Below are 12,979 nucleotides of genomic sequence, written 5' to 3'. Positions count from 1 at the left end.
GACCGCGCCACCCTCGGCCAATCCGAAAGGCTGCACCATGCCCACGCGCCGTCGCGTGCCCCTGCTTCTCATCCTTCCCACCGTCGCCCTGCTCCTCGCCGCTCTCGGCTACCCGGTGGGGTGGCAACTCGTCACCAGCTTCCAGAAGTTCGGCCTGCTCCAGCAGTTCGGTCAGCCGCCCGAGTGGATCGGGCTGGGCAACTACGCCGCCCTGGTCACCGACCCCAACCTGTGGGCCGTCATCCTGCGCTCGCTGGCCTTCTGCTTCGTCTGCGCCTTCTCCACCGTCGTCATCGGGGGCCTCGTGGCCCTGCTGATGCGCCGCGTCCCGGCACCGCTCCGCATCCTGCTCCAGATCGCGATGCTCGTCGCCTGGGCCATGCCCGTGGTCGCCACCATGACCGTGTGGGTCTGGCTGGTCGACTGGCGCCGCGGCTTCCTCAACTGGTTCCTCGTCCGGCTCGGCGTGGACGCCGCGGGCCACAACTGGCTCGTGGAACCCCTGTCGTTCTTCGCCATCGCGGCGATCATCGTCATCTGGATGAGCGTCCCGTTCGTGGCCCTGTCGATCTTCGCCGGGCTCACCCAGGTCTCCCCGGAGATCCTGGAGGCCGGCCAGATGGACGGCGCCACCGGCTGGCAGCGCGTCCGCCACATCATGCTCCCCCTGATCGCGCCCGTCGTCTCGATCGTGCTGCTGCTGCAGATCATCTGGGACCTGCGCGTGTTCACCCAGATCCGCCTGCTGCAGGACGCCGGCGGCTTCCCCAACGAGACCCACCTGCTCGGCACCTACATCTACCAACTCGGCACCGGCGCCGGTGACTTCGGGATGGCGAGCGCCGTGTCGGTGTTCATGCTGGCCCTCACCGTGGCCATCTCCTGGTACTACGTCCGTTCCCTGATGAAGGAGGAGGAGGCGTGATGAGCGCCGACACCGCCGCGGCCCCCGTCCGGGCCGACCAGCGCCCGTCCCGTGCGGCCGCCCCGACCCCTCGCCGCCGCCTCCCGCGCCCGACGACCGTGCTGTGGAGCCTGGTCGCGATCGTGATCGCGCTGGCCTGGGTCTTCCCCGTCTACTGGATGATCAACTCGGCCTTCCTGCCCAACGTCATCCTGCAGCGCACCACGCCCACGCTGACCCCGTTCGCCGACGGCAGCCTGGACAACTTCGTCACGGTGATCTCCGATCCGGCCTTCGTCCGCGCCCTGGGCACGTCGCTGGTGGTGACGCTGTGCACCGTCGCGGCGGCGATCGTAATCGCCTTCCTCGGCGCCCTGGCGATTAGCCGGTTCAAGTTCCGCGGCCGGCGCTCCTTCATCCTGGCGCTGCTGTTCATCCAGATGCTGCCCGCCGAGGGCCTGTTCATCGCGCAGTACAAGATGATGAGCTCCCTGGGGCTGCTCAACCAGGCGATCGGCCTGATCGTGCTCTACACGGCCGCGGTCGTCCCCTTCACCGTCTGGATGCTGCGCGGCTTCGTCGCCGGTGTCCCGGTGGACCTGGAGGAGGCCGCCATGGTCGACGGGCTGTCCCGCACCCAGGCCTTCCTGCGCATCACGTTCCCGCTGCTCGCGCCCGGACTGGTCGCCTCGGGGGTGTACGCCTTCCTCCAGGCGTGGAACGAGTTCACGATCGCCCTGGTCATCATGACCGAGGAGCAGTCCCGGACCCTGCCGCTGTGGCTGCGCGGCTTCCTGCAGGCCAGCGCCACCCGCGAGACGGACTGGGGGCAGGTGATGGCCGCCTCGACGCTGGTCGCCCTGCCGGTCATCGTGTTCTTCCTGCTGGTCCAGGGGCGGATGTCCAGCGGCCTGGTCGGCGGAGCGGTGAAGGGCTGATCATGGACACCACCACAGGGGCGCTGCGGCGCCTCATCCTCCGCACGCTCCTGCCCGGTTTCGACGGCATGACCGTGCCCGCCTGGCTCGTCGCCGCGCACCGGGATGGGCTCGCCTCGGTGTGCCTCTACGGGGCCAACATCGCCGACCCGGCGGCCGTCTCCGCGCTGTGCGCCGATCTGCACCGCCGGTGCCCGGGCCTCCTCATCGCCACCGATGAGGAGGGCGGCGACGTCACCCGGCTGCACTACCTCGCCGGATCCCCGGAGCCGGGCAACGCCGTCCTGGGGCGGCTCGACGACCCCGCGCTCACCGCCGCGTCCGCCCGCCGGATCGGCCGCGACCTGGCCGTGCTGGGCATCGGGCTGGATCTGGGCCCCGTCGTCGACATCAACTCCGCGCCCGACAACCCGGTGATCGGCGTCCGGTCGTTCGGAGCGACGGCCCCGCTGGTCGCCCGGCACGCCGTCGCGTGGGTCCGGGGCCTGCGGGACGCCGGGGTGGCCGCCTGCGCCAAGCACTTCCCGGGCCACGGCGACACCACCACGGACTCCCACCTCGCCCTCCCGCGCGTCGACGCCACCCGCGAGGTGCTCGACGCCCGCGAGCTCGAACCGTTCCGGGCCGTCGTGCAGGCGGGCATCCCTGCCGTCATGACGTCGCACATCGTGGTGCCGGCGCTGGACCCCGAGCGGCCCGCCACGTTCTCCCCGGCGGTGCTGCGCGGCGAACTGCGCGGCCGGCTCGGGTTCCGCGGCGTCATCGTCACCGACGCCCTCGACATGGCCGGCGCGTCGGGCGACATCGGGATCCCCGAGGCGGCCGTCCGGGCGCTGGCCGCCGGCGCCGACCTGCTCTGCCTCGGCCCGAACACCGGGCCGGACCTGCTCGAGCGGGTCGTCGCGGCGATCGAGGACGCCGTGGCGCAGGGCCGGATCGAGCCCGAGGAGCTGGCGGCCTCGGCCGCCCGCGTGCAGGCGCTCATCGACGACCAGGCCACCCCGTCGCCCGCCCCGGCACCCGGAACCGACCCGCGTCCCGAGATCGCCGACGCCTTCGAGATCGGCGCCGGCGCCGCGGCGTGGCTGGCCGACGACGCCCCCGCCGCCATCGTCCAGGTCGAGTCGGAGGCCAACCTGGCCGTCGGGCGGGTCGTCTGGGGGGCGGCGGCCGTCGGGGCCACCATCGCCGCGGGCGATGTGCCGCCCGGTGCGAAGGTGGCGGTGGTCGCGCGCGGCCTGGCGGCCGGGCATCCCGCGCCGGCCGTGGCCGACGCGCTGCGCGCGGCCGGTCACCCCGTGATCGTCGTGGAGTGCGGCTGGCCCCGAGGCTTCGGCGATCTGGTCACCTACGGGGCCTCCGCGGGGGTCGGGCGCGCCCTCGTCGAACTGCTCACCCGGCTTCCCGATCCCGTCGAGGTGCCCGAGGGGAGTGCTTCGCGATGAAGCTCGGGATCGACATCGGGGGGACCAAGACCGCCGCGGTCGTCCTGGACCCGCACGACAAGGTCATCGCCCACGAGACCACCCGCTCGGGCAGCGGGCCCGACGCCGTGCTCGCGGCGGCGGTGCGGATCGCCCGCCGCGCCATCGCGGAGGCGTCCCTGGACGACGAGGAGGCGCGCAGCCTCAGCGTCGGGGCGTGCATGCCCGGCCTGGTGGACGGCGCGACCGGAACCGTGTTGCACGCGGCCAACCTGCGGGTGGACCGCCTCGAGCTGGGCCCGCTGCTGGGGGCGGAGCTGGGCCTGCCGGTGAGCGTCGAGAACGACGTCAAGGCGGCGGGCCTCGGGGCGCGCGAGGCGCTGTGCGCGCGCTCGTCGCGCTACGCCGACCTGGGGCTGGGGTACCTCAACCTCGGCACCGGACTCGCCGCCGCCGTCGTGGTGGACGGCGAGGTGGTCCGGGGACCCCGCGGGGCCGCCGGCGAGATCGGCCACCTGCCGGTCGGCACCGGGGTTCCCTGCTCGTGCGGGCAGACCGGCTGCCTGGAGACGATCGCGTCGGGATCGGCGCTCGCCCGGCTGTGGCCGGTGCCGACCCCGAGGCCCGACCCGTTCGTGGCGGCGGCCGCGGGGGATCGGCGCGCTGCGGCCGCGCTGCACACTCTCAGCGACGGGATCGCGACGGCGGTGCAGGTGCTGGTCTTCGCCGCGGGCGTCGACCTGGTCGTGGCGGGCGGGGGACTGACCTCGCTGGGGGAGCCGCTGGCCGAGGCCGTCCGCGACCGGCTGCGGGAGCGGGCGCGGCGCGCGCCGGTGCTGGCCGCGCTCGACCTGCCGGACCGTTTCGAACTGCTGGTCACGGCCATCCCGTTGGCGGCCCTCGGCGCCGCGGAACTCGGGGGGCGGGCCCGGCCGACCTCGGCCGCCGGTCGGCTCAGCTGACGGCGGTCGGTGCCGGGACGCCGAGGCGCTCCGCCAGCACGTCGGCCAGCACCACCGCCTGATTGTGAACCGTGTCGCGGGCCCCGAAGAGCAGCGTCACGAGCGCGTGCGGCTCCAGCAGCCCGACGAGGTGGTCCAGGGCGTCCGAGCCGGACAGTTCGGCGCGATAGCGCGCGGTGAACTCCGCGAACCGGGCGGGGTCGTGGCCGAACCAGTCGCGGAGCTCGGTGCTCGGGGCCACGTCCTTGTCCCACAGGTCGAGGTCCGCCTTCGCCCGGCTCTCGCCGCGGGGCCACAGGCGGTCCACCAGGACGCGGAAGCCGTCGTCGGAGGACGCCTCCTCATAGACGCGCTTGAGACGCAGTTGCTCGGTCATCCCGACTCCTTCGTGCGGTGGACTCCACGCTACGCCCGCCGCGCGCGCCCGCGGCAGGACGAGGCGTCGCCCCCGCGTCAGGACAGGGCGGCCTTGACCTTGGCCGCCACGGTCCGGCCCTCGGCGCGTCCGGCCGCCCGCTCGTTGACCGCCTTGATAACAGCGCCCATCTGGCGCATCGTCGGCTTCTCTCCGGCAGCCGCCTCCGCCGCGGCGACTTCCTCGGCCACCAGGGCGTCGACTTCGTCCTCGGACAGCATGGAGGGCAGGTAGACCGACAGCACCTCGGCCTCGGCGAGCTCCTTGGCGGCCAGCTCGGGACGCCCGCCGTCGGTGTAGGCCTGCGCCGAGTCGCGGCGGGTCCGGACCTCGCGCTGCAGCACGGCGATCTCGTCTTCTGCGCTCAGCTCCCGGGCCTGCTTGCCGGCCACCTTCTCGTTCTTGAGCGCGCCGATCGCCATCCGCAGCGTCGTGGTCAGCTCGCCGTCGCGCGCCTTCATCGCGGCGATCATGTCGCCGTGCAGCCGGTCTTCCAGGGTTCCCATCGGTGTCCTTTCGTCGGGACCCATCCTCCCACGGCCGCGCGGGCGGCTACTTGACCGAGCCGCTCATCAGGCCGCTGACGAAGTACCGGCCCAGCAGGATGTAGACCAGCAGCGTGGGCAGGGACGCGATCAGCACGCCCGCCATCATCCGGGAGTAGTCCGGGTTCTGCGCCGAGGCCAGCTCCTGCAGCGCGTAGGTGACGGGTCCGGAGTTGCGGTCGGTCAGGAACAGCGCGAACAGGAAGTCGTTCCAGGCCGAGGTGAACTGCCAGATCAGCGTCACGACGAAGGCGGGGGCGGAGACCGGCAGCACGATCGAGGAGTAGATCCGCCACATGCCGGCCCCGTCGACGCGCGCCGCCTCCAGGATCTCGTCGGGCACCGCGGTGGCGTAGTAGTTGCGGAAGATGAGCGTGCAGATCGGGATGCCGTAGATGACGTGGGCGATGATCAGCGTCGGGATGCCGTAGAGCGCCGGCACGGTGTCGTTGAGGCCGATCATGAGCTGCTGCAGCGGGATCATGACGGCCTGGTAGGGGATGAACATCCCGAACAGGAACAGCGTGAAGACGACGTTGGCCCCCGGGAACCGCCACTTGGCGAACACGAAGCCGTTCATCGAGCCGAGGATCGAGGAGATCACCGCTGCGCTGACGCCCAGCACCAGCGAGCGGGCCAGCGCGGGCGCCAGCGCCTCCCAGGCGGCCTGCCAGCCGGAGAAACTGAGCCGGGCCGGCAGGTTCCAGGCGTCCACCACCGAGAAGTCGGCCGGGGACTTGAAGCTGGTGACCAGCACGACGTAGATCGGCATCAGGACGCCGACGGCGAACAGGATCAGCAGGGCCATCCGGATCGAGCGCCAGGTGAGCTGGCTGGGGGTGGCGGCGCGCCGGCGCGGGGGCGCGGCCGCGATCACGGTCGTCATCGGCCCTTCGCCCCCTCGGTGCGGTTGGTGTAGACGAGGTAGGGCACGACGACCACCGCCACGATGAGCAGCAGGATCGTCGCGTTGGCGGCCGCCGTCGGCGCGTTGCGCTGCTGGAACAGCTGCACCCACATCAGCGTCGCGGGGACGTCGGCGACGTAGTTGTTCTGCCCGGCGATGGAGTAGATCAGGTCGAAGGTCTTCATCGACATGTGGCCGATGATGATGAGCGCCGACAGCGCGATGGGGGAGAGCTGCGGGAACAGCACGTGCCGGTACACCCGCCACTCCGACGCCCCGTCCACGCGGGCGGCCTCCCGCTGGTCGTCGGAGATGCCGCGGAAGCCGGCCAGGAACAGCGCCATCACGTACCCCGACAGCTGCCAGATCGCCGGCAGCGCCATCGCCGCCATGTTGAACGGCCCGGGGTCGGTCCACCACCGGCTCTGCAGCCCCGGCAGGCCCACCATCAGGAACAGCCGGTTCAGCCCGATGGCCTCGTGGTCGCCGATGCCCGGCGACAGCAGCCACTTCCACACCGTGCCGGACGCGATGAAGGAGACCGCCATCGGGAACAGGTACACCGACCGGAAGAAGCCCTCACCCGAGACGCCCTTCTCCAGCAGCAGCGCCCACAGCACGCCGAACAGCATCGTCCCGCCCACGAACACCACGGTCAGGACCAGCAGGTTCCACAACGCGTGCTGGTAGCGGGGGTCGGCCAGCAGGTCGGCGTAGTTCGCGACCCCGCCCTGGGCGACGACCTTCTCGTTGCCGGCGAACGTCTTCTGCGTGACCCGCTCGAAGGAGGTCGCCACGTTCTGGCCGATCAGCCCGTACACGAACACGATCACCAGGACGATCGACGGGGCGACCATCGCCAGCCCCTGCCATCGGTTCCTCATACCCACCCCCGTCGTCAGCCGGACGCCGGAGCCCGTGAGCCCCGGCGTCCGGTCGTGGCGTGCCTAGCGGTTCTTGGACGCCGCCGCGCCGAGCGCGGTGACGAAGGCCGCCGCGTCCTTGTCGGTGACGTACTTCGACAGCGCCGTGGTGATGTCGGAGCTCCAGGCCTGCTGGGCCGCCGCGCCGTGCGCGATCGAGGGGGCGATCTTGTCGGACTGGAAGGACTTCATCGCGGACTGCTGGTAGGCGGGGAAGTCGCTGACCGACACGTCAGTGCGCGCCGGGATCGAGCCCTTGGCCAGGTTGAACGCCTTCTGGCCCTCGGCCGAGCCGACCGTGTTCAACCAGTCCTTGGCGCCGCTGGCGTTCTTGGCACCCTTGGGCAGCGTGAACGAGTCGGCCAGGAACAGGAAGGTGCCGTCGGTGCCCGGGGTCGGCCAGTACAGGTAGTCCGTCTTCTCCTTCTTGCCCTTCTCGGTGAACTGCGCGACCGCCCAGTCGCCCATCACGTTGTAGGCGGCCTTGCCGTCGATGACCATGTCGGTCGCCTGCGGCCAGTCGTCGGCGCCGCCGGTGTTGGCGAAGGACAGCAGCTTGCCGAACTTGTCGACCGCCGACTTCACCTTCTCAGAGGTCCAGTCGCCGTCGGAGAACAGCTGCACGTAGCCGTCGGTGCCCAACTCGCTGAGCAGGACGCTCTCGAACAGGTGGAGCTGCGTCCACGGCGCGGTGCCGACCGCGAGCGGAGTCTGCACGCCGGCGTCCTTCAGCTTCTGCATGTCGGCGAGCCACGCGTCCAGGCTGGCCGGAGCCTCGGCGCCGATGTTGGCCTTGGCCAGCACCGTCGGGTTCGACCACACGACGTTGGAGCGGTGCACGTTGGAGGGGACGGAGTAGATCTTGCCGTCGACCGTGATCAGGTCCAGCAGGTTCTTGGGGAACACCTTGGCGCCGCCGAGGCCATCCATGACGTCGTTGACGGGCTCGATCTGGCCGGCCTGGATGTAGTCGAAGAGCTCGGCGCCCGCGTGGCCCTGGAAGGAGTCCGGCGGGTTGTTGTTCTTCAGGTCGGCGGCCAGCTTCGCCTTGGCGTTCGACCCGGCGCCGCCGGCGACCGCGAGGTTGACGAACGTGTTCTTGGGGTACTTCTCCTTGAACACCTTCTGCAGGGCCTCCAGCCCCACCTTCTCCGAGCCCTCGGCCCACCAGGTGAACACCCCGACGTCGCCGCCGCCCGCCGCCGCGGGCGTGGTCGCCCCGCCGCCGCCTGTGGGGGCGGCCGTCTGGCCGCCGGGGGAAGCGCAGCCGGCGAGGGCGATCATGCCCGCGAGGCCCGCCGCGATGAGTGACTTCAACCGCATGGAAATCCCTCCTCCATCTGCCCGATCCGCCGTTGGACGGGCATGCTCCCGACCCCCCGTTGGGTCGGGCTTGCGCGAGACTGTAGGCCTGTTGGATCGGGCATAACACCCCCTCGCGGGTTACAGATTGGCAGCGATCCTGCGGCCTCGTGTCCGAAACACCGAATTTCTTGCCGTCGACTCCGCCTTCCCGTCGCGCCGGGATCGCCTAGGCTCGCCGACATGGGAGCACGCCTGTTCACGGCCCTCGTCCCGCCGCCCGAGGTTGTCGCCGACCTGGACGCCTTCTGCGCTCCGCGCCGCGAAGCCGAGCCCCGCCTGCGCTGGACCCCGCCGGAGCACTGGCACCTCACCACGTCCTTCCTGCCCGACGTTGACGCCGGCCACCAGGATCGGCTCGTCGAGGCGCTCGCCGAGGTGGCGGAGCGGACGCCCCCGCTGCGCCTGTCGGTCTCCGGCGGCGGCTGCTTCCCGGAGCCGCGGCGCGCCAAGGTGCTGTTCGCCGCGATCGAGGGCGACACCGAGGCGCTGGGCGCGCTGGCGCGCCGCGCCCGGAACGCGGCCGTGCGGGCCGGGGCGACCGTCGACGGGACGCGCTTCCGCCCGCACCTGACGCTGGGACGCTCGGGGCGCGGCCTGGACGCCACCCGGCTGCTGCGCGTCCTGGACGCCTACGCCTCGCCGGCCTGGACGGCCGCCGAGCACGTGCTGATCGCCTCGCACCTGCGCGACAGGGGGGCGCGCTACGAGGTGCTGGAGCGCTTCGCGCTGGCCGGGGGGCGAGACGCCGCAGAGGCCGCGGGCGGGCCGCGCCTAGGCTGACGACACTCGCCCGCGCCGAAGGAGCACCCACAGATGAGCGACTACAGCATCGAGACCCTGGCCGTCCACGCGGGTCAGGAGCAGGCCGACCCCGCGACGAACGCGCGCGCCGTCCCGATCTACCAGACCACCAGCTACGTCTTCGACGACACCGCGCACGCCGCCGACCTGTTCGCGCTGCGCAAGCCGGGCAACATCTACACGCGCATCATGAACCCCACCCAGAACACCCTTGAGCAGCGGATCACCGCCCTGGAGGGCGGGTTGGCGTCCCTGGCCACCGCCTCCGGCGCGGCCGCGATCACCTACGCGGTGCTCAACCTGGCCGGCGCGGGCGACAACATCGTCGCCAGCTCGAAGCTCTACGGCGGCACCTACGCGCTGTTCGCCCACACCCTGCCGCAGTTCGGCGTCGAGACCCGCTTCGTCGACCCCGACGAGCCCGGCGCGCTGGCGTCCGTGGTGGACGACCGCACCAAGTTGGTCTTCGCCGAGTCCATGGGCAACCCCGCCCTCAACGTGCTGGACATCCCCGCCTGGGCCGACGCGGCGCACGCGCTGGGCCTGCCCCTGATCGTCGACAACACGGTGCCGACGCCGTACCTGGAGCGGGTCTTCGATCTGGGCGCAGACATCTCGGTGCACGCCGCCACCAAGTACCTCTCGGGCAACGGCACCGTGATGGGCGGCCTGATCGTCGACGGCGGGAAGTTCGACTGGACGGCCAACGCCGAGCGGTTCGGCAACCTGACGGGCCCCGACCACGCCTACCACGAGACGGTGTGGACCGACGCCGCCGGGCCGGCCGCCTATATCATGCGCGCCCGCACCGTCATGCTGCGCAACACCGGGGCGGCCATCGCCCCGATGAACGCGTTCCAGATCCTGCTCGGCATGGAGACGCTGCACCTGCGGATGGAGCGGCACAGCACCAACGCGCTGGCGGTCGCGCAGTTCCTCGAGAAGGACGACCGGGTCGCCTGGGTCCAGTACCCCGGCCTGGAGGGCGACCGCTACCGCGAGGTCGCCGACCGGGTGCTGGCCGGACGCGGCTACGGCGGCCTGGTCAGCTTCGGCGTCAAGACCGGACGCGAGGGCGGGTCGCGGCTCATCGAGGGCCTGGAGCTGTTCAGCCACCTGGCCAACATCGGCGACGCCAAGAGCCTCGCCATCCACAACGCCACCACCACGCACAGCCAGCTGACCGAGACCGAGCTCAAGGACGCCGGCGTGGCGCCCGAGGGCGTCCGGCTCTCGATCGGCATCGAGAACGCCGACGACCTGATCGCCGACCTGGATCAGGCACTGTCTGCGTGACCGAGATCTGGCAGGACGGCTCGGTCGGGCTCGTCGAGACGCAGACCGCGCGGCTGTTCACCGCCGAGGATCCCCTCGTGCTGGCGAACGGCTCGCGGCTGGGTCCGGTCGACGTCGCCTACGAGACGTACGGCACGCTCGCGCCGGACGCCTCGAACGTCGTCTACCTGTGCCATGCGCTGACCGGCGACGCGCACGCCGCCGGCTGGCACCCCGGCGACCGACGTCCGGGCTGGTGGGACAACCTCATCGGCCCGGGGCGTCCGCTGGACACCGACCGGTTCTTCGTGGTGTCGGCCAACCTGCTGGGCGGCTGCCGCGGCACGACCGGGCCCGGCTCGATCGACCCGGCCACCGGCGAGGCCTACGGCATGGACTTCCCGCTGCTGGACGTCGCCGACTTCGTCACGGTGCACCGGGCCCTGCTGGCCCACCTGGGCCTGAGCCGCGTGCTGGCCGTGCTGGGCGGCTCCCTGGGCGGCATGCAGGTGCTGCAGTGGTCGCTGAGCCACCCCCAGGACATGACGCACGCCATCATCGTGGCGGCGTCCAGCCGGCTCACCGCGCAGAACATCGCGTTCTCGGCGGTGGCGCGGCGGGCGATCACCGACGACCCCCACTTCCACGAGGGCCGCTACGCCGCGGCGGGCACCAGCCCCGACGTCGGGCTGTCGATCGCGCGGATGATGGCCCACATCACGTACCTGTCCGAGGACGCCCTCACCGCGAAGTTCGGCCGCGCCCCCCAGGACGAGGAGTCCACGCGGGGCTTCGGGATCGACTTCGCGGTGGAGAGCTACCTGGACCACCAGGGCCAGGCGTTCCTGGAGCGGTTCGACGCGCTGAGCTATCTGTACCTGTCGCGCGTCATGGACTACTTCGACCCCTTCGCCCGCCCGGACGCGCTGGTGCACGTCGCCGCCGACCCGGTCCGGTACCTGCTGCTGAGCTTCGACACCGACTGGCGGTTCTCGACCGCCCACACCCTGCGGATGCTGCATCACCTCGAGGGCGCCGGGCTGCCGGTGACGTTCCGCGAGCTCAGTTCGCCGTACGGTCACGACTCGTTCCTGCTGGAGGACGCCGTCTACCACGCCACGCTGCGCGCCTTCCTCGACCGCGCCCTGGAGGAGGCCCGATGAGCCGCCGCGACGGGCTGCGTCCCGACCTCGCGCTGGTCGCCGACCAGATCTTCGACGGCTCCCGCGTCCTGGACCTGGGCTGCGGCGAGGGCATCCTGCTCGACCACCTGATCCGTACCCGCGGCTGCCGCGGCACCGGCGTCGAGATCGACCCGGACGCCGTCTTGGCCGCCATCCGCCGCGGCGTCCCGGTGATCGACCGCGACATCGACGTGGCGCTGGCCGACCTGGCCGACGACTCCTACGACACGGTGGTGCTGTCGCGCGTCCTGCAGACCATGCTGCGGCCCGAGAGCGTCCTGCAGCACATGGCGCGGGTCGCCGAGCGGATGATCGTGTCGGTGCCGAACTTCGGCTACTACCCCAACCGGCTGCGGCTGCTGGGCGGCCGGATGCCGATCTCCAAGGAGATCCCGTACGCCTGGTACAACTCCCCGAACCTCCGGTTCACCACGCTGACCGACCTGGAGGATTTGTTCGACCACCTCGGTCTGGTGATCGACCGCCGGTTCACTTACACCCAGTCCGGACGCCGCCTGCGGATGTCGGGCCGCGCCCCCAACCTGCTGGCCGGCGCCGCAGTCTACGTGCTGCGTCCGGCGGGTCGCGTCCGCTGACCCGCGCGGGGTTCCGTGCCCCGGCCCGCCGGCTCAGGCCCGCCGCGCCACCGCGACACCACGGCCCCGATGAGGCTGGCCGCGGCCCCTGCGAGCGCCGCCAGCGTGAAGGCGGGGGAGCCGTGGTCGAGCCTGGGGGCCGTCCCGAGGTGGGCGAACGCCCTGCTCAACAGCGGGACCACCATGACGAGGCCGTAGAGGTGAGCGGCGGCGAGCGTCACGATGCGCACCTCCGTCGACGCCTGGCCCGGCACCCAACGGAACAGCACCAACCAGAGGGGCACGCTCGCCGCCAACGTGAGGAACACCCCGGTGTGGTAGCCCCCGGACAGCGCCCCGAACATCTCCACGCTCCAGTGCCACACGCCGGCGGTCACGAAGACGACGGCCCCGGCGAGCGCCGCGCGGGCGACGTCCTGGGCGGGGGTGGTGTCGGGTCGTGGCGGCGCCGGTGACGTCCCGACGAGCAGGAACTGCCCGGCGAGGAACACACCCAGGCCGAAGGCCCAGGGTTCCCACGCCGCCACCCAGGCGGGCGTGTCCACGAGTTCGCCGCACATCGCGAGGTTGCACGCCCCACCGCTGTACCAGTACTCGGGTTGGTGGGGTGCCGCGCCCCCGATCCGCAGGCACATGATCGCGCCCGCGAGCATGAGCGCCACGCCCGCGACCCGCCCCACGATGCGAAGCCCTCGCATGGCCCGCCTCTCCTCGATGCGACCCGGATCCGCGCGCGCGGC

The 12,979-nt window shown here is 71.8% G+C and carries 14 protein-coding genes; 8 read left to right on the top strand and 6 right to left on the bottom strand.

The window, feature by feature from the left end; genetic code table 11:
- The first annotated feature begins 37 nt into the window (after positions 1 to 37).
- From G7070_RS16085 to G7070_RS16070, 4 genes are read left to right on the top strand one after another with little or no spacing between them, the layout of a single operon-like run.
- Positions 38 to 925 (top strand): carbohydrate ABC transporter permease, encoded by an 888-nt coding sequence (locus G7070_RS16085; protein WP_166234580.1) that lies wholly within the window; start codon positions 38 to 40, stop codon positions 923 to 925.
- On the top strand, positions 925 to 1,842 hold the full coding sequence (locus G7070_RS16080; RefSeq protein WP_166234579.1) for a carbohydrate ABC transporter permease: 918 nt from the start codon (positions 925 to 927) through the stop codon (positions 1,840 to 1,842). Before G7070_RS16085 ends, G7070_RS16080 begins: the two co-directional genes overlap by 1 nt.
- Before the next feature lie 2 nt (positions 1,843 to 1,844).
- Positions 1,845 to 3,287 carry a glycoside hydrolase family 3 protein gene (locus tag G7070_RS16075; protein WP_166234578.1) on the top strand — a complete coding sequence of 481 codons (1,443 nt, stop codon included), beginning with the start codon at positions 1,845 to 1,847 and terminating at the stop codon, positions 3,285 to 3,287.
- Positions 3,284 to 4,228, top strand: a complete 945-nt coding sequence (locus tag G7070_RS16070; RefSeq protein WP_166234577.1) for an ROK family protein — start codon at positions 3,284 to 3,286, stop codon at positions 4,226 to 4,228. The genes G7070_RS16075 and G7070_RS16070 overlap by 4 nt, the downstream gene beginning before the upstream one ends.
- On the opposite strand, the gene G7070_RS16065 is transcribed toward G7070_RS16070, so the two are convergent.
- The 5 genes from G7070_RS16065 to G7070_RS16045 all read right to left on the bottom strand — a co-directional run bounded on the left by G7070_RS16065 (position 4,221) and on the right by G7070_RS16045 (position 8,341).
- Positions 4,221 to 4,604 (bottom strand): DUF488 domain-containing protein, encoded by a 384-nt coding sequence (locus tag G7070_RS16065; RefSeq protein WP_166234576.1) that lies wholly within the window; start codon positions 4,602 to 4,604, stop codon positions 4,221 to 4,223. The genes G7070_RS16070 and G7070_RS16065 overlap by 8 nt on opposite strands.
- A gap of 77 nt (positions 4,605 to 4,681) precedes the next feature.
- Positions 4,682 to 5,149, bottom strand: a complete 468-nt coding sequence (locus G7070_RS16060) for a GatB/YqeY domain-containing protein (RefSeq protein WP_166234575.1) — start codon at positions 5,147 to 5,149, stop codon at positions 4,682 to 4,684.
- Between the two features lie 46 nt (positions 5,150 to 5,195).
- Complete coding sequence (locus G7070_RS16055) at positions 5,196 to 6,074, bottom strand: carbohydrate ABC transporter permease (RefSeq protein WP_166234574.1); 879 nt, start codon at positions 6,072 to 6,074, stop codon at positions 5,196 to 5,198.
- Positions 6,071 to 6,979, bottom strand: a complete 909-nt coding sequence (locus G7070_RS16050; RefSeq protein ID WP_166234573.1) for a carbohydrate ABC transporter permease — start codon at positions 6,977 to 6,979, stop codon at positions 6,071 to 6,073. The genes G7070_RS16055 and G7070_RS16050 overlap by 4 nt, the downstream gene beginning before the upstream one ends.
- A gap of 63 nt (positions 6,980 to 7,042) precedes the next feature.
- Positions 7,043 to 8,341 carry an ABC transporter substrate-binding protein gene (locus G7070_RS16045; RefSeq protein WP_166234572.1) on the bottom strand — a complete coding sequence of 433 codons (1,299 nt, stop codon included), beginning with the start codon at positions 8,339 to 8,341 and terminating at the stop codon, positions 7,043 to 7,045.
- Between the two features lie 222 nt (positions 8,342 to 8,563).
- Here G7070_RS16045 and thpR point away from each other — a divergent pair, with 222 nt between their 5' ends.
- Genes thpR through metW form a run of 4 tightly spaced genes read left to right on the top strand, consistent with a single transcriptional unit; the run spans position 8,564 to position 12,239 of the window.
- Positions 8,564 to 9,163, top strand: coding sequence for an RNA 2',3'-cyclic phosphodiesterase (thpR, locus tag G7070_RS16040; protein ID WP_166234571.1), 600 nt, complete (start codon positions 8,564 to 8,566; stop codon positions 9,161 to 9,163).
- A 33-nt stretch (positions 9,164 to 9,196) separates the two neighbouring features.
- On the top strand, positions 9,197 to 10,480 hold the full coding sequence (locus G7070_RS16035) for an O-acetylhomoserine aminocarboxypropyltransferase/cysteine synthase family protein (protein ID WP_166234570.1): 1,284 nt from the start codon (positions 9,197 to 9,199) through the stop codon (positions 10,478 to 10,480).
- Positions 10,477 to 11,622 carry a homoserine O-acetyltransferase MetX gene (gene metX / locus G7070_RS16030; protein ID WP_166234569.1) on the top strand — a complete coding sequence of 382 codons (1,146 nt, stop codon included), beginning with the start codon at positions 10,477 to 10,479 and terminating at the stop codon, positions 11,620 to 11,622. The genes G7070_RS16035 and metX overlap by 4 nt, the downstream gene beginning before the upstream one ends.
- On the top strand, positions 11,619 to 12,239 hold the full coding sequence (metW, locus tag G7070_RS16025; RefSeq protein ID WP_166234568.1) for a methionine biosynthesis protein MetW: 621 nt from the start codon (positions 11,619 to 11,621) through the stop codon (positions 12,237 to 12,239). Before metX ends, metW begins: the two co-directional genes overlap by 4 nt.
- On the opposite strand, the gene G7070_RS16020 is transcribed toward metW, so the two are convergent.
- On the bottom strand, positions 12,206 to 12,937 hold the full coding sequence (locus tag G7070_RS16020; protein ID WP_166234567.1) for a hypothetical protein: 732 nt from the start codon (positions 12,935 to 12,937) through the stop codon (positions 12,206 to 12,208). The genes metW and G7070_RS16020 overlap by 34 nt on opposite strands.
- Between the last annotated feature and the right edge of the window lie 42 nt (positions 12,938 to 12,979).

The organism is Propioniciclava coleopterorum (assembly GCF_011393335.1).
Classification (GTDB): Bacteria; Actinomycetota; Actinomycetes; order Propionibacteriales; family Propionibacteriaceae; genus Propioniciclava; species Propioniciclava coleopterorum.
This window is presented reverse-complemented; position numbering and strand designations above follow the sequence as displayed.

Excerpts from the sequence above, each read along its gene's own strand:
- G7070_RS16060 (WP_166234575.1), bottom strand. The coding sequence starts at position 5,149 with ATGGGAACCCTGGAAGACCGGCTGCACGGCGACATGATCGCCGCGATG.
- G7070_RS16075 (WP_166234578.1), top strand. The coding sequence starts at position 1,845 with ATGGACACCACCACAGGGGCGCTGCGGCGCCTCATCCTCCGCACGCTC.
- thpR (WP_166234571.1), top strand. The coding sequence starts at position 8,564 with ATGGGAGCACGCCTGTTCACGGCCCTCGTCCCGCCGCCCGAGGTTGTC.
- G7070_RS16065 (WP_166234576.1), bottom strand. The coding sequence starts at position 4,604 with ATGACCGAGCAACTGCGTCTCAAGCGCGTCTATGAGGAGGCGTCCTCC.
- G7070_RS16080 (WP_166234579.1), top strand. The coding sequence starts at position 925 with ATGAGCGCCGACACCGCCGCGGCCCCCGTCCGGGCCGACCAGCGCCCG.
- G7070_RS16070 (WP_166234577.1), top strand. The coding sequence starts at position 3,284 with ATGAAGCTCGGGATCGACATCGGGGGGACCAAGACCGCCGCGGTCGTC.
- G7070_RS16020 (WP_166234567.1), bottom strand. The coding sequence starts at position 12,937 with ATGCGAGGGCTTCGCATCGTGGGGCGGGTCGCGGGCGTGGCGCTCATG.
- G7070_RS16045 (WP_166234572.1), bottom strand. The coding sequence starts at position 8,341 with ATGCGGTTGAAGTCACTCATCGCGGCGGGCCTCGCGGGCATGATCGCC.
- G7070_RS16035 (WP_166234570.1), top strand. The coding sequence starts at position 9,197 with ATGAGCGACTACAGCATCGAGACCCTGGCCGTCCACGCGGGTCAGGAG.
- G7070_RS16050 (WP_166234573.1), bottom strand. The coding sequence starts at position 6,979 with ATGAGGAACCGATGGCAGGGGCTGGCGATGGTCGCCCCGTCGATCGTC.
- G7070_RS16055 (WP_166234574.1), bottom strand. The coding sequence starts at position 6,074 with ATGACGACCGTGATCGCGGCCGCGCCCCCGCGCCGGCGCGCCGCCACC.
- metW (WP_166234568.1), top strand. The coding sequence starts at position 11,619 with ATGAGCCGCCGCGACGGGCTGCGTCCCGACCTCGCGCTGGTCGCCGAC.
- G7070_RS16085 (WP_166234580.1), top strand. The coding sequence starts at position 38 with ATGCCCACGCGCCGTCGCGTGCCCCTGCTTCTCATCCTTCCCACCGTC.